Below are 18,180 nucleotides of genomic sequence, written 5' to 3'. Positions count from 1 at the left end.
CACCATGTTGTGTGTTATAATATATAGATAAGACCGAACAAGGGAGGAATAATATTTGACTACCAAAAAGTCTGTTTCTCTGCTGACCCCTGAAAAACAGCAGGAAAAGAAACTTCTTACTATAGATTGCGTGAAAATTTCACTTCTGCTCATTTTATACAACCTGCTAAATAGGATATTCGCAGTGTTATTCTTTTACGTTGCATACACTTACCACTCAGGAAAAATCACTCTTAGCTACTCGGCAGTTCTCAGCTATCTGAAAAAGCAGACCGCTTTTATAAGCTCAACTACTTTTTCCATGACGGCAAATTTGTTTATTACTCTTATGAGCGTGCTTGTTTTTGGGATAGTTTTTGCTATACTTTTCCGAAAACGAGAATCAAGCTTCATAAAGCCGAAAAAAGGCACGGCAGTAAAAGGGTTAAAATGGTTTTCAGCCTGCTTTGTGATAAACATTCTGCTGTCACAGCTCATATCTATCCTCACGGGTATACTTGGTCAAAACGGAGTGACAGTTCCCACAAGCGATTTTTCCATTCATCAGCCCTCTGCCATTGCAGTAATAGTGCAGTTCTCATACGTTGTGATAATAGCCCCTATCGTGGAGGAATTTATCTACCGTGGAGCGATCCTCACGGCTCTAAGCCCATACGGAAGGGGTGCGGCGGTGCTTTTCTCGGCACTTGCATTCGGACTTATGCACGGAAATATCCCTCAGGCGGCTTCGGCATTCGGCACGGGACTTGTTTACGCTATTATCGCCGCAAAGTGCGGCTCGATACTGCCAACAGTTATAATACACTGTCTAAACAATCTGCTTGCAAACTTCTCGTCCATATCTGATGCGATAGGACTTGAACACTATGAAACCTTCATGAGCGTTGCTGAGATAGTCATAGGTCTGGTGGGCTTTATGGTTCTTTTCACAAGCCTTAAAAAGCTTATCATTGATGACAGCGAAAACGTGCTTACACCGAAAGAATGTCGCAGATACGTCTTTACAAACCCTGCCACTATAGTATATATGCTCTGCCTTATCATACCGATAATAAAGAGTCTTGTCCAAGCAAACAGCTAAAAATCACAAACAAAAAAACGGGTGACTGCCAATAACAAATTGACAGCCACCCGATATTTTTTATCCAAAAAGCCTATTAATAAGCCTTGCCCCAAAGCACCATATGCTTCGCAGGTTTTCCACAGCATACGCAGGTATCTGCTATCTCTTCCTGCTCGAACGGGATACATCTTGAACCTACTCCTGTGAGTTCCTTTACCTTATCCTCGCAAGCTTCGTCGCCGCACCACATTGCCTTAACAAAGCCGTCGCCCTTTTCCTCAAGAGCCTTTGTTATCTCGTCAAGTGTCTTGCAAACATAGGTACGTCTTTCTCTGTTTTCAAGTGCCTTCGCATAAAGACCATCATGAACAGCCTGAAGTCTTTCATTTACTGTTTCAACAAGCTCACCAAGCTTGCAGAATACCTTTTCTCTGTTGTGTCTTGTAACAAGCACACACTGATCGTTCTCAATATCCTTTGGACCAATTTCAAGTCTTACAGGAACGCCCTTCATCTCATACTGTGCAAACTTCCAGCCAGGTGACTGCTCTGAATCGTCGAGCTTAACTCTTATGCCTGCATTTTTAAGTGTGTTGTAAAGCTCGTTAGCCTTGTCAAGAACGCCCTCTTTGTGCTGTGCTATAGGTACGATAACTACCTGAACAGGTGCAACAGCAGGTGGCAGAACAAGTCCGTTATCGTCGCCGTGTGTCATTATAACTGCACCGATAAGCCTTGTCGTAACGCCCCATGATGTCTGGAATGGGTGTGCAAGCTTATTATCTCTTCCAGTATAAGTGATATCGAAAGCCTTTGCAAAGCCATCGCCAAAGTAATGCGAAGTGCCTGCCTGCAAAGCCTTGCCGTCGTGCATAAGAGCCTCGATAGCATATGTTGCTTCTGCACCTGCGAACTTGTCGCTCTCTGTCTTTCTGCCCTTTACGACCGGCACAGCAAGCTGCTGCTCACAAAAATCAGCGTATACGTTGAGCATTCTCTCTGTCTCCTCGATAGCCTCCTCAGGTGTCTCGTGGATAGTATGACCCTCCTGCCACAGGAACTCTCTTGAACGAAGAAATGGTCTTGTTGTTTTTTCCCAACGTACAACAGATACCCACTGATTGTAAAGCTTAGGAAGATCTCTGTAGGAATGAACTATATTAGCATAATGCTCGCAGAAAAGCGTTTCAGACGTTGGTCTTACGCAAAGTCTGTCTTCAAGCTTTTCACTTCCGCCGTATGTTACCCAAGCTACCTCAGGTGCAAAGCCCTCAACGTGGTCTTTCTCCTTCTGAAGCAGGCTCTCAGGGATAAACATAGGCATACAAACATTTTCATGACCAAGCTCCTTGAACTTTGTGTCAAGTATATGTTGGATATTCTCCCATATTGCGTAGCCGTAAGGTCTTATTACCATACAGCCCTTTACGCTTGTGTATGAAACAAGCTCAGCCTTCATACATATATCAGTATACCACTTTGCGAAATCCTCGTCCATGGAGGTTATCGCATCAACCATTTTCTTATCCTTAGCCATTTATAAAACCTCTTTCTTATATCATTCAGGCATTGTCATTATTCTTGTTGCCGTCGTCTTTTTTAACAGCTTCACTGCTGACATTCTTCTTTTTCTTTTTAAAATTAAGAGCATAGATATCCTCGTTATATATCTTATAGTTAGGATCCCAGCCGTCAATATGGGACTTATCAAATATGCCCTGTACATTATAGTTCTCAGGATCATTCCCTGTATTCTCACCGTCCACCCTTTCGGGATCGTCCTTTTCGGCAAGCTCAGGGTGACGTTTTTCAATAAATCGTGCTATTTTTGGAGTGATAAGGCAGGCAATGACGATAAAGGTCATTATTACGACACAGCCTGCTGCCAGCTTCAACAGCAATAGCAGTAATTCTTTATTCAGACAAGTCACCTCTTTTCGCAAATATAAAGTTATTATAGCACAATTATTATCCAAATTCAAGAGGTGAAATATGAATTTACCGCCATTTCTGACCTTTAGCACGAAAAAAAGGCGGAACAAAGTCCGCCTTAAAGCATTTTCTTTCGTTTGAAAAAGATTATACACACTATCACTACTATTACACTAAGGGCTATAACACCCGGATACCCCTCTTTAAGTTCGGGCATATTCTGAAAGTTCATGCCATACCAGCCTGTGATAAGGGTCAGAGGGAAAAATATAGTGGATATGACCGTAAGAAACTCCATATTCTTGTTCTGCTGAGCATTGACATGGGACTGATAAGCGTCTCGCACCTGCGTTGCATATTCAAGAAGATGTACAGTTCTGCCCATGAGCCTGTCGGCACGGTCTGAGATAGTGCCGAAATATTTTTTCTGCTTTTTCTCAAAGAAGCCGTTCTCGTCCTCTTCAAGCTCTCTGCCCAGATCCATTATTTCATCATAGTAGCTTCTCAAAATAAGAAGCTCTTTTCTGATAGGCGTTATGGTTTCAAGAAAATCGTCCGTCTTGCCATCGTTTACGTTTTCCTCAAGCTCCATAAGCTTTTGCTCATGTTCCGCAAGAAGCTCGGTGTCACTGAGCATAAATTCGCTGAAAAAATTGTAGATAAAATGCTCCCTGCTCTCTCCCTGATTATGCCTGCTTCTCTGTATGCGTTGGACTAACCTGAGCGAGAACTCCTCATCGTCTATTATCACCATGTTTTTGTTGTCGATAAAAAACTGTATCCTGTGGCGGCTTCCCTTTATGTCAAGAAGCTTGGGGATAGAAAGCGTGCCTGCCAGACAGAACGGCTGTGATTCTATCTTACAGAACACAACGTCACGCAGAGATATCACGCCCTCGTAGGTTATGTTCGCCGTTCTGAGGGTTTCCTCTGCGTGAGCAGAGTCGGTAATAAACACAGCCGAGCAAGTTTGTTCGCTTAGCTGTGCCGGTGTTATTTCTTCAAGTGAACCCTTCAGGGCAAATATTGTCATTTATCCTCGACCTCCGCCTTTGAAGCTCTTTCATAGGCAAGGTCATAGAAAAATTCCTGAGAATTGAGCGGCTCTTTTCCGTCTGAAACAAGGGTATATTCCCCGTCAGAGTCAAGCTCTCTTGCCTGACAATTATCTGCAAGCATTTTGTCGAACATCATGCTTATCTGAGCCTTGATATCCTCGTCAAGAATAGGTGTAGCGACCTCAACACGTCTGAGGGTATTTCTTGTCATAAAGTCTGCAGAAGCAATATATATCTTTCTTTCCTCGCCCTTGCCAAACATATAGATACGGGAATGTTCAAGAAAACGTCCTACAATGCTTATTATCCTGATGTTGTCGGTTTCGCCCTCAACGCCTGGGATAAGACAGCATATGCCTCTTACCACAAGGTCTATCTTAACACCTGCTCTTGAAGCTTCAATAAATCTGTCGATTATCTTCTTATCAGTGAGAGAATTTATCTTCACGCCTATATAGCCCTCTCCCCCTGATTGTGCTATGGCTATCTGCTCGTCTATCATATCAAGCACCTTGTTTTGCAGACAATTCGGTGCAACAAGAAGCTTGTCAACGCTCTTTACAGTATCGTCAGAAGCAAGAGCATTGAACACGTCTATAGCGTCCTTTGCGATGTCCTTATTGCAGGTCATAACAGACAGGTCGGTATAAAGTCTTGAAGTTTTCTCGTTGTAGTTTCCAGTGCCTATCTGAGTATAATACTCGGTCTTTGTGCCTGAACGCTTTGTGATAAGGCAAAGCTTTGAATGTACCTTATAGCCCTCCAGACCATAGATAACAGTACAGCCAGCCTTTTCAAGTCGGCGTGACCACTCGATATTATTTTCCTCATCAAATCTCGCCTTAAGCTCCACCAATACAAGAACGTCCTTGCCATTCTCTGCGGCTTCACAAAGGGCTTCGACCACCTCACTATGCTTTGCCACACGATACAATGTCATTTTTATAGACACAACATTTTTATCGTCAGCCGCCTCACGGAGCATATTGATAAAAGGCTTTATGCTATCAAAAGGATAAGAAAGCAGTCTGTCTTTCTTTTTTATCTGCGGCAGGATCGGCTTGTTATCGTCAAAGGCAGTAAACCTCTGCGGAACTCTCTTTTTATAGAAAAGCTCGGTTTTCTGTCTGAGTATATCCTGTATCTGGAACAGGAATGACAGATCAAGAGGAGTGCTGTTTCTGAAAACAGATTTTTTATTCACTTCAAGCTGTTTGCAGAGCAGGTCAACGATATTGTTATCAAGCTGCCTTGAAAGCTCCAGTCTGACAGGTGCAAGACGCTTTCTTTTCTTTATAAGGTCAGCCATGAACTCACGGTAATCAAGATCTTCGTCGTAAAGTGCGTCAGCGTCGATATCAGCATTCCTTGTAACTCTTATAAGTGACTTTGACTTGACAGTATATCCCTTGAAAATTTTAGGCACATAGTGGAGGATAAGCTCTTCAGAGAGCATATACTTGCCTGTTGAACCGACCTTTATAAGGCGTGGGAAGACCTCGCTTCCGCAGGAGATAACGCCCAGCTTCTCCTTGGAATTTTTGCTTTCAAGGACAACTGCGGCATAGATATCCTTATTTTTAAGGAAAGGGAAAGGCTGTCTTTTGCCCACCACCATAGGCGACAGGAGCGGAGCTATCTGATTGAGAAAATACTGTTCCAACTGAGAATTTTCCTCCGCTGTAAGCTTGGAAAAATCAACAAGAGCAACGCCCTGCTCGGCTATTTTCTTCATAAGGTCAGCGTAAATCTTATTTTTACGCTCGTTAAGCTCACCCACTCTAGCGATAACGGCTTTGAGCTGTTCCTTAGCGGTCATATTTGTTTTATTTTCCCTACTGTCTGGATCGACCTCCATCTGGTCAGTAAGCGAGCCTACACGAACCATAAAGAACTCGTCCAGATTGCTCTGATAGATAGAAGCAAAAGAAAGTCTTTCACAGAGTGGCACGCACTCACGCTCAGCCTCCTCAAGGACTCTTTCATTAAATTTCAGCCATGACAGCTCTCTATTCATAAACACATTTTTCATTGTGCCATACTCCTTTTATTATGATATCAAAACACCTATACTTATTTAATATATTATATCACAAAACAGCAAACTGTTAAAGAGTTTTAAGCAAAATTCATGTAAAATATTCTTATTTTACACTTTCTATATTGTATCTGCACACAAAAATTATGCAAAATGACGCATTTGCTTTTTTAGCAAAAGCATAATACTGTGCAAAAAGGCAAAAATCAAAAAAGTCCAAACTTTTTGCGCAAAAAAGGTTGACAACGGGGCATAAATAGTGTATAATAATCAAGTCGCTATGAGAAACGCATATGGCGGTATAGCTCAGTTGGCTAGAGCACTTGGTTCATACCCAGGGTGTCACCGGTTCAAATCCAGTTACCGCTACCACATTTCTCATAGCGAAAAATCGGCCCGTTGGTCAAGAGGTTAAGACGCCGCCCTTTCACGGCGGAATCATGGGTTCAATTCCCGTACGGGTCACCAAATCATATGCTCGGAAACAGCGTAAATGCGTTGTTTCTGAGTTTTTATTTTTCCCTAAAATCCACTCAACCACTTATCTGCCACTTATTTTGAAAATAACCGCTTTCGACTACCTCTTGGCTGTGTTCTATGTACCCCGCAAGGCTTGCGCCCTGCGGTTATTTTTATGCCCCGAAAACTTGTCCGAACTGTTCTTCTTCCTGCTCGTCCTCATCTTCGTAGGTGCCCTCTGTGCTGTCCTCGGAGTGCTTTTCTTCTTTCGCTTTAACCTCGTTCGTGAAGCTTAGAGCGTTGCTTATCGCATCGCAGTTGCGTGCTCTCGCCTCTTGGAACATATGGGAATATAAATTTAAGGTCGTTCCAACAACGCTATGTCCCATATCTGCGGACACCGCTACAACGTCCACACCCTCAAAAATCAATAGCGAGGCATGGAGGTGACGTAGAGAGTGAATATTTCGAAACGGTATTCCGATGCGCTCGCAGTAGCCCTGAAGCCACTCAAAGGGAGTCTGCGGATTCATAGGTGCGCCGTTCCATTTGGTGAACAGCCTGTCGTGGTCCTCCCATTTTGTACCGAGCTGTTTCGCTTCCTTGTCCTGCTCTGTCTTGAACTGCTTTAGCAGATTCATTATAGACGGTGGAAACTTTGACACACGCTTGGACTTTCGCGTCTTGGTGGTGTCGGTGTATATGCCCTTTTCCTTTGTATACTGAGATGTTCTGCGGACATGGATCAGGCTGTTCTCAAAGTCGATATCTTTCCATTCCAATCCCAGCATTTCGCTGCGCCTGAAGCCGCTGTATATCGAAAGCAGAAGGTACACCTGGTATTTCATAGGCTCGTCCCTTAAATGTTCGTAGAGTGTTTTTACCTCGTCCAGCGTATATATCTGCTTTTCCTCTTGCTCGGATTTTGGAACAACCACCCGTCTGCAAGGGTTGTCAGTCAGCATTCCCATACGGATAGCGTAGCTGAACACATCGCTGATAAGGCTGAGATGATGCACCGCTGTTTTGCGTGACAGCGGCTTTCCGTTGTTCATGTTCTTGCCGTTGATAAGCAAGTCAGTCACAAATTTCTGAATATCTCGACTCGTTATTTTGTCAAGTCTTTTATGACCAAGTGCTGGGTATATGCGTTTGGTGAGTTGTTTCATTCTCGAATATGATGTGGAACGCAGATTGACCTTTGCATATTCTTCAAACCACTGTTCGGCAAATGTCTCAAACTTGACTGCCGCAGTTATCTGTCCTCGCTTGCAGTCCTCCTCGAAAAGTATTGCTTGACGCTGCACCTCCTTTTCGATCTGCCGAGGTGTCATACCAGGCTCAGGTTTGTAGCTCTTGTACTGGTTGCGCTGCTTACCGTCTACGCCGTAGCCGCATGATACCTTTATTTCGTAAGTCCCATTGGGACGCTTTCTAATAGTCGCCATATATATTAAAACCTCCGTTTCAAAACCATGGCGCATTTCTACCGACAACATTTTACCACATCTCGGTGGAAAAGTCCAGAGAAATGCGCCGCCGTATACTTGTATCTTTCCTATGAGCTAATTTCTTACGATGTTTTTCCACGGAGATAGTTCAGAAAAATATCTTTGTTAATGAGATACTTTCTGCCGGCCATTATGTGCGGAATTTGATCGTTGATGCACATCTGACGTACTCTGTACTCGGTCATGCCGTTTACAAGAGCAGCCGCCTCCTTGATCGTAAGCATGGTGATCTTTGTTTCGTTTTTGTTTTCTGCCATTGTATTATCGCTCTCCTTGTTGTTTTGGTAATTCTGCTTATGGTATGTGTGATGTTCATTTTTACAGCTGTCCTTTCATAGTGTTTTCAAGGGTACAGTGAAATGTTGTACCCTTGGTATGTCGGAAATATATTACGTGTTCTCATGTCAGTAAAGCTGACATACAGCAACGTTTTGTTACACAACTTAATATGAGGTAAGGATTCGTCCACTCATCGGAGACCTCGTCACGTTCCGTTACTCTATCGATGCTTGTTCAGATTATTCATCATCGGCTATACCCTCATCAAAGTTTCTTGTTATCAGATCATCAAGATTGATTTTCCCTCTTGTGCGTCTGACATTGTTGACCGCCTCGCGCCTGATGTCCTTCAACTCGTTCTTGCTAACCTCAAAGACGCCTGCGAGAATAGCTATCAGCATTTCAACCTCGACTGCATATCTGAACAAGCCTTTTGATATTTTTGTTATGCCTTCATCGCTTGCCTGAGCAATGCACTCCGCAAGCTCCGGCACAAGAACATTACTCTTGGTATAGATAGTTCTTGTCGCAAGAAACAATTTCAGTGCCTGCTCTATCAGTTCCGAGCGGCTGATGTCCTGCTTTGTACAATAATCATCACACTCTGCAAGCACATCACCGGACACATAAATCCCTGTTCTGATTTTATCCAAGGTCAATCCTCCTTCTGATATTTGTAGGCATTTCTGAAATCAATAATGCCGTTTGTCCTGCGCACATCTTCAGTACACATTCCGTACAGCTTACCGACATCGGTTTCATCGACATCTGTCACCGCCGCAAGTATGTGCGACTGTATTGCAGACTGCACCGCCAGCTTGAACAATGCTCTGCTGATACGCTGCTCACTGCCTTTTACGATCCCGTCAATGACAGCTGATACCGTTTCACCGAGATACTCTGTCATATTCTCCGAATTACAATCAAGATATCCTGCATAAAACCTTATCGCTTTTTCAATAAAATCGCTCTGCGACTTTGCATTTGCTGCCGCCATATGAGTGGTCAGCAGTTCTTTTACTTCCGGGTAGAGCCACACCGCTTGTTTTTCTTTGTTCGCCATGGAAACGCCTCCTTAATACTGTTCGACTTTGTTCTTTCGCTGATATTTCGGTCGTGATTTCGCAGCGTTGCCCTCTTATGGTAACACACCCCAAAACCACAACCCCCTAAAATACTGCACAAGACCTTGCCCAAAAGCTCGCAATTGCGGTCGGCTTTGCCGTCCGCTGTGAATGCGGCGACCCCGCCGCTTTAACCTGCAATCTTATTCCTCTACGTCATAACCGCTTGGAATTTACCCGGCCCGTGCAATATGCCGACAGCCGATTTTACTCCATTTTTCTCATCTTCCTTCTGCAAAAAATATCTTGCTGTACCTCGCTCACAAACGCCGACAAATCGCTCACAGCGGCGTTTTGTTGGCTCGTTGGTTAAACTATCCGACCTCGGCTGTGGGGCGGTACAAATCGCCCGATAGCCGTTCTTCCATCTTTAGCTTATTCAGCATCGCCACATTCACTACTGTGTTGGAGTTATCCCTGACCGAGACCGTGTTGCGGCTTGTCCTTGACAGCAGCAAGCCCTCTTTACGAAGCTGACGGAGTAGCTCATTTTTGCTAATAGAAAAATGCTCGCCCTGCTCGGCGCACAGCTTTCGCACCTCGGAGTGTGTTGTGTCTGCGAACAGGTAGTAGTGCTCATCGTCCTGCAAGCCGATGCAGTTTCTCTGACGGGGCGTGGAGTCAAGCCCTTTTGTTTCTACATAGCACCTGCCGCTGTCCAGCAGACTTTTCAGCTTCTCACAGAAGCGAGTGGTCGGATTTTCAAGCTCGATGATTTCTGCGTTTGCAGACACAGCTTTCAAAACGATCTCGTCGAACACCTTTTCAAATTTATCAAGCTCCGACTTGTTGATTTGATTTTTCGATTTAAGAAACACAAGCAGAAATGCAAACCCGATTTTCAAGTGTGCAAGCATGTCGGGTGTGCGGTTGTGAAACTTAATTCTGTTTGCACACAGCCTGTCCAGATAAAACTTGCGGTATTTCAAAAACACATCTTCGAGTGTTTTTACAAAAGCACTTTCATCATCAAGATACACATTTTTAATCCACTCAATGTAGCTTTGCATAATCCCACACAGCACTCCGTCATTTGCTAACTGCTGATATTCTGACAGGTCATCAAGCTGAACATCGTTTTCATTAAGTTCAATATTGAAGTATCTCGCCGAACCCGACACGGAAATTTCAGGAGTGTACTCCGCTGTGATAATTGCATTGCCTGTAGGCGGTTTTGAAGATTGTAACTCCGCTTTTGAATTTAGTCGCGCACGACCAATTCTATCACCGTAGTATCGCGAAATATTCTGCGCAATGCTTTTCATCTCCTGTTCGTGAAACATTCCGCTCGGATGAAAATCGTCAATGCAAGTCAACACGTCTTTTAAATAGTATATGTTGCTCAAAATGCTATTCGCTGTGTCGTGGAATGACATCGGTAGGTCGCTTGCTGAAAACTTTCCGAAGAACGAAAGGAACAGCGCTGCAAGTGTGGATTTACGACTACCCGTCTTACCAATCAGCGCAGTCACAAACTTTGGCTCACAGCCTGCACTTTTCAGAAAGTGATTGAGCGGACACAGAAACGTTACCGCCAGCAGCGGTAGCATAACACACTGCGGTGCAAAACTGTTTTCAAGCATTGCAGACAAGTAAATCAAGTCCTCCTGCGAACCCTTTTCAGTGAAAGAATAGTTTTTCAGCTTGCCCTGCAGTTCAACGGTAAACGGACTGTTCTGCGTCGGCATCAGGAACACATACTCACCGTTTATCTTCTTCCAACCAGTTTGGAGATACATAGTTTCAAATTTCACCTCACCTTTCGTTAACATAATTGCGTGGCAGATTTTACTTAGCACGTTTTGCTTAGGCTGTGCAGCACCCAATGCACCCCAGCGGTTTAAGAGCCATTTCATGTTTTGCATTTCGTCTGCGGAAACAATCTGCTCCGACAGTTTAATTCCCGACTTGTGAACCGCACCGACCTTGAACATTTTCTTTTGCTCTGTGCCGTCATCTCTGGTGATTTCCGAAATAAGTGTGGGAACAAAGTCTGCAAGTTTCATTGGAACGACCTGATCTTTCACCTGAACCATTTCATAAAGGCAATTGCTTTTAACAACGTAGGGATAATTGTAGACTGTTTCATCAATCAGTTTTGCTTTTTTTCCTTCTGTCATGATTTCTGACATTGGCATCACTCCTTTTTTAATTTATGTAGTTGTTGTGGTGTGTCCTGCGCTTTCAAACATTAGCCGAACGCCCGACAGCTTATCAGGCTCATAGAGCAGCGTTCCTATTGCTTGCGACGGTTGGTATCACGCTCGAGAACGTGCAATGTCAGCAAGCTGAAACGTAAGTATCCGTTTCTGATTTTCATCGCCAACTGCAGTTGCTAGATGCAGGTTGAAGATTGTATTTGTCGCTCGTTTTGAAATACAAAAGTCATGGCGTACATCTTCAGCAGCTGGAACAGTTCATCACCCCTCCGTCAGAAATAACGTATTCGGTTACCGATTATTCAATTTTCAAGATTCCGTCAATCATTCGCTCTGTATATTAATTAGGCGAATTTTTTCTAATTTATCAAATCGCATTACAGGCAAAAAATCCATTCACTACATGGTTTCAAATGCTTATATCAATTGTACAATAAAAGTTACCACAAATCTGAAAAAGTGTGATATAATAAATACAGGTCACCGCTAAAAACCTCCACCGCACATCTGCGGCATAGGATTTTAGAGCTGACCTATAGATACACTTTTGAGGGGTACTTGACATGAACAATGCAATTTCAAACAATCCGAATTACGATATGCCCGACGACAGCTTTTTTAATTTCTATTTTCTTATTCACAAGAATAGAATTTTCACAACAAAAATAGCTTTGAAGGTTGGCGAAATCACAACGGCTCTGCTGAATATGAAAGCTGAGGATATGAAAAAGATTTATGACTTAACCGTCTCTTTTGCGGGGTTTGCAGATAATAATATGGCGATGAAAAACGAGCAGACTATGACGGAATTTGTTGACCGCATAATCGAAATCGAACAAATTGCGGTGACTTTACCACCGTACTGCTATGTGAATATTGACCTGAAAAAAGAAAAACAGCGTGCCGAAATAATGAAGAGCAAGGCTTTCTACGGCAGGCTGTATGATATGACGTCGGAGGAGTTTGCGGAGTATGAGAGGTACAAAAAGTTGTTTTCGGGGTACGGGATTGGGCTTTACATAATCGCCTGCTGCATAGCCGAAATGTCAGATGAATATTTTACACGGCTTAAGAAACGTGACGAAAGCAACTATGCGATTGCGTGGGGTGCGTTTAACGAATATTCCACACTTTCGAGTGAGCTGATGGCGAGCGTGCCGTACTATGAAAAGGCAAGAGTTCGTGAAACCATGGACGTAAATATCGGCGTTTCGGGAATGATTGATCCCGATGATAAAGACAAGACATGGGTGGTTGATACCTGCGAATTTCATAATGCGCAAAGCGTTATTCAATACGATTTTTTCAGAGGAATGCAGCACGGCAGAGCGCCTTTTCGCTGTCACCACTGCGGACGTTTTTTCCTTGCGACTGACAGCTACAAGACGTTTTACTGCAATGAAAAGTCTCCCGAAAATCCCAACAGAACCTGCCGTCAGACTGGCGCGAAAAACAAGCACAAGGAAAAGGCTGAGAACAATCCGATTATCCAGACCTACCACAAGGCGAGGAACAAATATTATCAGCAGAAATTCCGAGGAAGTATTTCGGATGCGGATTACGACAAAATTCTGCACTACCTTGAAACCATGCGTGACAAGGCAATTCGGGGCAAAAGTGACGAGAATGGAAATCTGATAACGTACAAAACGCTCGAAGAGCTTTTTGAAAAGCACACGCTTTACAAGACATTAAATATCGGGGAAGAACAATGACCAAGAACACAAATGAACAGCTGATTCAGGATAATTACCGCAACGTATACGCACTTGCACATTCTCTTGCAAAATCATACAATCTTGCATTTGAGGCTTTTGAGGACTTGCAGAAGGTCGGCTACATTTCACTGATTGAGCAGTCGAAGACCTTTGACGAGAACAGCGGTGTGCCTTTTTGGACATATGCCTGTAAGGGTGTTAAGTTGAAAATGCTCGAAGAACTCCGCTTTATTCTCGATACGGTGAGTATTTCGCCTTATTTGAACAAGCAGATAGGAAAGGTGAGGAAAATCGTTTCAGCCAATGCCGAAAGCAACACATCCGAACTTATTGAAATCGTAAGTCAAATACTCAAAATATCAGCGGACAAATCCGAGGAGTTGCTGATTTTAAGCACAAAAGAGAAAACAAGCATTGATGAGTACCAATCAATGCTTGAAAGTGGTGAGGGTATGCAGGATGACAAGCTTGAAGATAAGCTTAGGTCCGATTGTCTGAATCCCGAAGATCTAATGCTGGAGCAGGAAAATCAGGCTTTTGCCATGCTGTTGGCGGACAGTCTGGACGACATTCTAAGTCATCGGCAAGCGGAATATATCCGAATGTATTTTGGCATCGGGTGCGCTCCGCAGACCTTTGAACAAATTGGGGAGGAGTTCTGCGTTAACGCCGGCACGGTGGAAAAGGGCGTTAAGTCGGCTCTGAAAAAGTTGAAAGAGTATATTGACTGACCTATGTTCTATCGAGTTTCCAGAATGGGAATTCAGGTAGTATGCGTACTCCATTTTTGCTCCGTATTACCGCATTACAAAGAGCTATTTGCCCAGTATTCTCAGCGTTTTGCGAGGTTTCGGCTCGCATTACATTTGCATAACACAAAACAAACAAGCATATTACAACGGAGTGGCTGTAGTACGCTTGTACGCTATTGTATGCTTTTTTTGAGGCGTGGTATTACTCATAAAGTGCGGGTTTTACGGCACTTGCGAGAATGTAAGCTTTGTACGGCAGATTTTGACGGAGAGCTACACCTTACTCAGATTTTCATTCTTGCCGAGGAGCACGTCAATCATCAGCTTTTCGCCGTCACGGAATCCGGCTGAGTAGTTATCCACGGACATTACATCGTTAAGCTAAAACTGGGTGTCACATATCTTTTTGAGCAGTTCACCGTTTTCATCTCCGAGAATTTTGATTATCTGGTCATACAGATCAGCCTCGGTTTTCATCAGCTTGGCATACTGCGAATTGTCCCGAATTTTTGCGTCGAAAAGCCTAAATTGCCGTAGTAAAGGTCTTTTATATAGTTCATTTTTGATACCTCCGTGATTGGTTTGGAAGTACGGTATATCACAATTATTCGTGGAATGGTAGTGGCAGATGTGATGAAAATTGAGTGGTGGATTTGGGGAGAAGTGATAAATTAGAATCATTTTACTGTTCAACTGGCGTTTTAGCCACTGTTAAAGGCAGGTGTGTGTTACATTTACGTTAAAAAATGTAAACATATATTGAAAAAATATGAAAAGTATGCTACAATGAAATGAATGCAAAAATGACTTTTTCAAGCTTACGCTGATGAAGGGTGATAAGGGAGTCGATGTTGCGGAAATAGTCTCCGATTTTCTGTTGCTCTGATACACAAGGGAGCGTTATCGGAGTTTCTTCAAGTTGAGTAATTGTATAATGTGCGATTGTTCCAACATGAGAGACACTATTAAGATAATCTGAAAAAGCAGGTGAAAAGAAGAACGTATAAATAAAATACGGAACTAATTTCTCATTGTTTTTTACCCATAATAAGTCAGCATCTTTTGTATATAAAGGCTCGTTATTTGGCACTATATAAGGCTTTCCAACAGAACCACCGCCAGTTACAAGTATATCTCCCTTTTCTAATTTACCGGATACGGCTGACAGTTTTTCATATAGTTCTTCTGAGATAAATGCCTTTTCATTTTCTGTTCCATTTAATGCAGCCATAACATCACTTGACCTATAAAATGGTACTCCGCTTGACTGCCATTCTTCTTTATGAACTCTTGAAGCAGACCTAATTTCAGTCAATTCCGAGAACTTACGCTGTTCCCAAGCGTCAGCTAATAAGCACGGCTATAAAAACACTTAAAAATATATATTTAGGAGGAAACTATGAATAAACAGCAACTTGCAAACAAAATATGGGAGTAAGCAAATAAAATGCGCTCCAAAATTGAGGCGAATGAGTACAAGGACTATATTCTTGGCTTTATTTTTTATAAATTTCTTTCCGATAAGGAAGTTGAGTATCTGAAAAAGAATGACTGGGAAGATGCAGATCTGTCCGAACTCGTTGAGGAAGATACCGACATTGTCGAACAGTGCAAGAAGAATATAGGCTATTTTATTTCATATGAAAATCTTTTTTCAACTTGGCTGAAAAAAGGCAAAGATTTCGATGTTTCCAACATTACAGATGCATTATCGGCGTTTGACCGTCTGATTGACAGCACTCACAGAAAAGTTTTTGACAAGATTTTTGATACTTTGCAGACCGGACTTTCTAAACTAGGTGAGACAAGCGGTGCAAGAACAAAGGCAATCAGTGACTTGCTTGGACTGATAAAGGATATCCCGATGGATGAAAGACAGGGATATGACGTGCTTGGTTTCATCTATGAGTATCTGATTTCCAATTTTGCAGCGAACGCAGGAAAAAAGGCAGGCGAATTCTATACTCCGCACGAGGTGTCGCTGCTTATGTCCGAAATCGTTGCAAATCACCTTAAAAGCAAGGAAAATATTGCTATATATGACCCAACCTCCGGTTCAGGCTCACTCCTTATAAATATTGGACGCAGTGCCGCAAAATATATGGATAGCGAGCAGGTTCAGTATTATGCGCAGGAGTTGAAAGAGAATACATACAACTTGACAAGAATGAATCTCGTAATGCGCGGAATTACACCGGCAAACATCTTTACAAGAAATGCGGACACCCTTGAAGATGACTGGCCGATTGATTTGGACAGCTATCCGCCTGTACTGCGTGTTGACGCCGTTGTTTCAAATCCGCCATACTCTCAGCCGTGGAATCCCGAAGGAAAGGACTCCGATCCTAGATATAGTGAATACGGTCTTGCACCAAAGAGCAAGGCGGACTATGCGTTTTTACTGCATGATTTGTATCATATCAAACCCGATGGAATTATGACAATTGTTCTGCCACATGGCGTTCTGTTCCGTGGCGGTGAGTAAGGTGAAATCCGTAAGAACCTTATCGAGAAGAACCAGATCGACACAATTATCGGACTCCCTGCAAATATATTCTTTGGAACGGGTATACCGACAATCATTATGGTTCTGAAGCAACAGCGTGGCGACTGCAACGACGTTCTGATTATTGACGCATCAAAAGGCTTTGAAAAGATTGGAAAGAACAACAAACTGCGTTCATCTGATATTAAGCGTATTGTTGATACCGTAAGTGCACGCAAGAATGTGGACAAGTTTTCAAGGACTGTCAGCCGTGAAGAAATCAGAAAAAATGATTATAACCTGAACATCCCACGTTATGTGGATTCTTCCGAGAATGCTGAAAGCTGGGATATTTATGCGTCTATGTTCGGTGGAATTCCTGCCAAAGAGCTTGATGGACTTTCGACTTATTGGAATGCTTTTCCGAACCTGAGAAGTGCGCTGTTTGGTGATAACGGTGCGGAGTATGTCCACTTTTCTGTAGAGGACATAAAAAAGGCTGTACACGAACATTCCGATGTAACCGGCTTTGCAAGCTTGTTTGAAACAGCTTTTGCAGATCTTGATACTTATCTTTATGATGAACTGATCGGCTGTGACCAGACCGCAATTAACACATCTAAGGAAGAAAGCACTCTTTCTGACAATATTTTTGCAAGACTTGCTGACATTCCTCTAGTGGACGTTTATGAGGCTTACCAGATACTTGATAACGAGTGGAGCAGAATCGCAATTGACCTTGAAATCATTCAGACAGAGGGATTTGGTGCTGCAAGACAGGTCGATCCCAATATGGTTATCAAGAGGAAAGACAATAAAGAAATCGAAGTTCAGGAAGGCTGGATAGGACACGTTATTCCGTTCGGTCTTGTTCAGTCTGCGTATTTTTTCGATGAACTTTCAAAGCTGAATGAATATGAAACAAGGCTCTCCAAAATTGCATCCGAATATGAGAAACTGCTTGACGGACTTAGCGAAGAGGACAAGTCAAGGGCTTTCGTAAATGATGACAAAACTGCTTTTGTTGCGGCGGAGGTTAAAAAGTCAATAAAGGTGAGAGATGTTGAAGACGAGATCATTGCTGTACTCAAGAAATATACCGATCTTGCCAAAGAGGAAAAGACTTTGAAAAAGCAAATCAAGGAAGACAATGCGGCTTTGATTATAAAAACAAAGGCGGCGATCGAACAGCTGACCGACGAGCAGATCAGAGAATTCCTGAAAGCAAAATGGATCACCCCTGTTGTGACCGAGCTTTTTAAGCTACCCGTTAATATTGTAAACGAGTTGATTTCAAAGCTTGAGGTGCTTTCCAAGAAATATGAAACCACTTTTGAAGAGGTTGACGAAGAAATCAAAGAGACCGAAAAATCACTTTGTACAATGATTGACGATTTAGTCGGCAACGATTTTGATATGCAAGGTCTGGCAGAACTGAAAAAACTGCTGGGAGGTGTGTAAAATGACGAAAAAATCGAACGTTCCAGCAATAAGATTCAAGGATTTCACTGATACTTGGGAACAGCGTAAGTTCTCGGAATTGACTGAAATTAGGTCTGCTTCAAGAGTTCATAAAGAAGAATGGCAGTCAAGCGGAGTACC

12 protein-coding genes, 2 tRNA genes and 2 pseudogenes are annotated in these 18,180 nt (G+C 42.9%); 6 read left to right on the top strand and 10 right to left on the bottom strand.

What is annotated here, in order from left to right; all coding sequences use genetic code 11:
* The first annotated feature begins 55 nt into the window (after nucleotides 1-55).
* Complete coding sequence (locus tag OCV57_RS03710; RefSeq protein WP_051706290.1) at nucleotides 56-1,081, top strand: CPBP family intramembrane glutamic endopeptidase; 1,026 nt, start codon at nucleotides 56-58, stop codon at nucleotides 1,079-1,081.
* A gap of 76 nt (nucleotides 1,082-1,157) precedes the next feature.
* Here OCV57_RS03710 and proS read toward each other — a convergent pair whose 3' ends face one another.
* From proS to ppk1, 4 genes are all read right to left on the bottom strand, one after another.
* Complete coding sequence (proS, locus tag OCV57_RS03705; protein ID WP_267300467.1) at nucleotides 1,158-2,600, bottom strand: proline--tRNA ligase; 1,443 nt, start codon at nucleotides 2,598-2,600, stop codon at nucleotides 1,158-1,160.
* A gap of 25 nt (nucleotides 2,601-2,625) precedes the next feature.
* On the bottom strand, nucleotides 2,626-2,964 hold the full coding sequence (locus OCV57_RS03700; RefSeq protein ID WP_267300466.1) for a hypothetical protein: 339 nt from the start codon (nucleotides 2,962-2,964) through the stop codon (nucleotides 2,626-2,628).
* A gap of 149 nt (nucleotides 2,965-3,113) precedes the next feature.
* Nucleotides 3,114-4,028, bottom strand: a complete 915-nt coding sequence (locus tag OCV57_RS03695; RefSeq protein WP_267300464.1) for a magnesium transporter CorA family protein — start codon at nucleotides 4,026-4,028, stop codon at nucleotides 3,114-3,116.
* On the bottom strand, nucleotides 4,025-6,085 hold the full coding sequence (ppk1, locus tag OCV57_RS03690) for a polyphosphate kinase 1 (protein WP_267300463.1): 2,061 nt from the start codon (nucleotides 6,083-6,085) through the stop codon (nucleotides 4,025-4,027). The genes OCV57_RS03695 and ppk1 overlap by 4 nt, the downstream gene beginning before the upstream one ends.
* Nucleotides 6,086-6,386: 301 nt before the next feature.
* Here ppk1 and OCV57_RS03685 point away from each other — a divergent pair.
* Together OCV57_RS03685 and OCV57_RS03680 are read left to right on the top strand one after the other, a co-directional pair.
* Nucleotides 6,387-6,463: transfer RNA gene (locus tag OCV57_RS03685), tRNA-Met, on the top strand.
* Between the two features lie 21 nt (nucleotides 6,464-6,484).
* Nucleotides 6,485-6,559, top strand: a tRNA-Glu gene (locus tag OCV57_RS03680).
* Between the two features lie 164 nt (nucleotides 6,560-6,723).
* On the opposite strand, the gene OCV57_RS03675 is transcribed toward OCV57_RS03680, so the two are convergent.
* The 5 genes from OCV57_RS03675 to OCV57_RS03655 all read right to left on the bottom strand — a co-directional run bounded on the left by OCV57_RS03675 (nucleotide 6,724) and on the right by OCV57_RS03655 (nucleotide 11,596).
* Nucleotides 6,724-7,998 carry a site-specific integrase gene (locus OCV57_RS03675; protein WP_022286566.1) on the bottom strand — a complete coding sequence of 425 codons (1,275 nt, stop codon included), beginning with the start codon at nucleotides 7,996-7,998 and terminating at the stop codon, nucleotides 6,724-6,726.
* Between the two features lie 125 nt (nucleotides 7,999-8,123).
* Nucleotides 8,124-8,318, bottom strand: a complete 195-nt coding sequence (locus OCV57_RS03670) for a helix-turn-helix domain-containing protein (protein WP_022286567.1) — start codon at nucleotides 8,316-8,318, stop codon at nucleotides 8,124-8,126.
* A 261-nt stretch (nucleotides 8,319-8,579) separates the two neighbouring features.
* On the bottom strand, nucleotides 8,580-8,993 hold the full coding sequence (locus tag OCV57_RS03665; RefSeq protein ID WP_117924401.1) for a hypothetical protein: 414 nt from the start codon (nucleotides 8,991-8,993) through the stop codon (nucleotides 8,580-8,582).
* A gap of 2 nt (nucleotides 8,994-8,995) precedes the next feature.
* A complete protein-coding gene (locus OCV57_RS03660) occupies nucleotides 8,996-9,403 on the bottom strand; it encodes a hypothetical protein (RefSeq protein ID WP_022286569.1) in 408 nt (135 codons plus the stop codon).
* Nucleotides 9,404-9,778: 375 nt separating this feature from the next.
* Complete coding sequence (locus OCV57_RS03655; RefSeq protein ID WP_022286570.1) at nucleotides 9,779-11,596, bottom strand: DUF927 domain-containing protein; 1,818 nt, start codon at nucleotides 11,594-11,596, stop codon at nucleotides 9,779-9,781.
* Nucleotides 11,597-12,186: 590 nt separating this feature from the next.
* Between OCV57_RS03655 and OCV57_RS03650 the strand changes: the two genes are divergently transcribed.
* Entirely contained in the window at nucleotides 12,187-13,338 is a 1,152-nt protein-coding gene (locus OCV57_RS03650; RefSeq protein ID WP_022286571.1) for a DUF6076 domain-containing protein, read from the top strand.
* Nucleotides 13,335-14,072: a sigma-70 family RNA polymerase sigma factor gene (locus tag OCV57_RS03645; RefSeq protein ID WP_022286572.1), complete on the top strand. Its 738-nt coding sequence runs from the start codon at nucleotides 13,335-13,337 to the stop codon at nucleotides 14,070-14,072. The genes OCV57_RS03650 and OCV57_RS03645 overlap by 4 nt, the downstream gene beginning before the upstream one ends.
* 802 nt (nucleotides 14,073-14,874) lie before the next feature.
* On the opposite strand, the pseudogene OCV57_RS03640 reads toward OCV57_RS03645, so the two are convergent.
* Nucleotides 14,875-15,423 (bottom strand): annotated as a pseudogene (locus tag OCV57_RS03640) (restriction endonuclease subunit S); the annotation flags it as partial.
* 117 nt (nucleotides 15,424-15,540) lie between these two features.
* On the opposite strand from OCV57_RS03640, the pseudogene OCV57_RS03635 reads away from it, so the two are divergent.
* A pseudogene (locus OCV57_RS03635) lies at nucleotides 15,541-18,039 on the top strand (type I restriction-modification system subunit M).
* Nucleotides 18,040-18,180 lie beyond the last annotated feature (141 nt).

It is taken from the genome of Hominimerdicola aceti, from assembly GCF_025567495.1.
In the GTDB taxonomy this organism is placed as follows: domain Bacteria; phylum Bacillota; class Clostridia; order Oscillospirales; family Ruminococcaceae; genus Hominimerdicola; species Hominimerdicola aceti.
Note: the sequence above shows the minus strand (reverse complement) of the source record. Positions and strands in the feature narration are given on the sequence as shown.

Excerpts from the sequence above, each read along its gene's own strand:
- proS (WP_267300467.1), bottom strand. The coding sequence starts at position 2,600 with ATGGCTAAGGATAAGAAAATGGTTGATGCGATAACCTCCATGGACGAG.
- OCV57_RS03695 (WP_267300464.1), bottom strand. The coding sequence starts at position 4,028 with ATGACAATATTTGCCCTGAAGGGTTCACTTGAAGAAATAACACCGGCA.
- ppk1 (WP_267300463.1), bottom strand. The coding sequence starts at position 6,085 with ATGAAAAATGTGTTTATGAATAGAGAGCTGTCATGGCTGAAATTTAAT.
- OCV57_RS03675 (WP_022286566.1), bottom strand. The coding sequence starts at position 7,998 with ATGGCGACTATTAGAAAGCGTCCCAATGGGACTTACGAAATAAAGGTA.
- OCV57_RS03670 (WP_022286567.1), bottom strand. The coding sequence starts at position 8,318 with ATGGCAGAAAACAAAAACGAAACAAAGATCACCATGCTTACGATCAAG.
- OCV57_RS03660 (WP_022286569.1), bottom strand. The coding sequence starts at position 9,403 with ATGGCGAACAAAGAAAAACAAGCGGTGTGGCTCTACCCGGAAGTAAAA.
- OCV57_RS03655 (WP_022286570.1), bottom strand. The coding sequence starts at position 11,596 with ATGTCAGAAATCATGACAGAAGGAAAAAAAGCAAAACTGATTGATGAA.
- OCV57_RS03650 (WP_022286571.1), top strand. The coding sequence starts at position 12,187 with ATGAACAATGCAATTTCAAACAATCCGAATTACGATATGCCCGACGAC.
- OCV57_RS03645 (WP_022286572.1), top strand. The coding sequence starts at position 13,335 with ATGACCAAGAACACAAATGAACAGCTGATTCAGGATAATTACCGCAAC.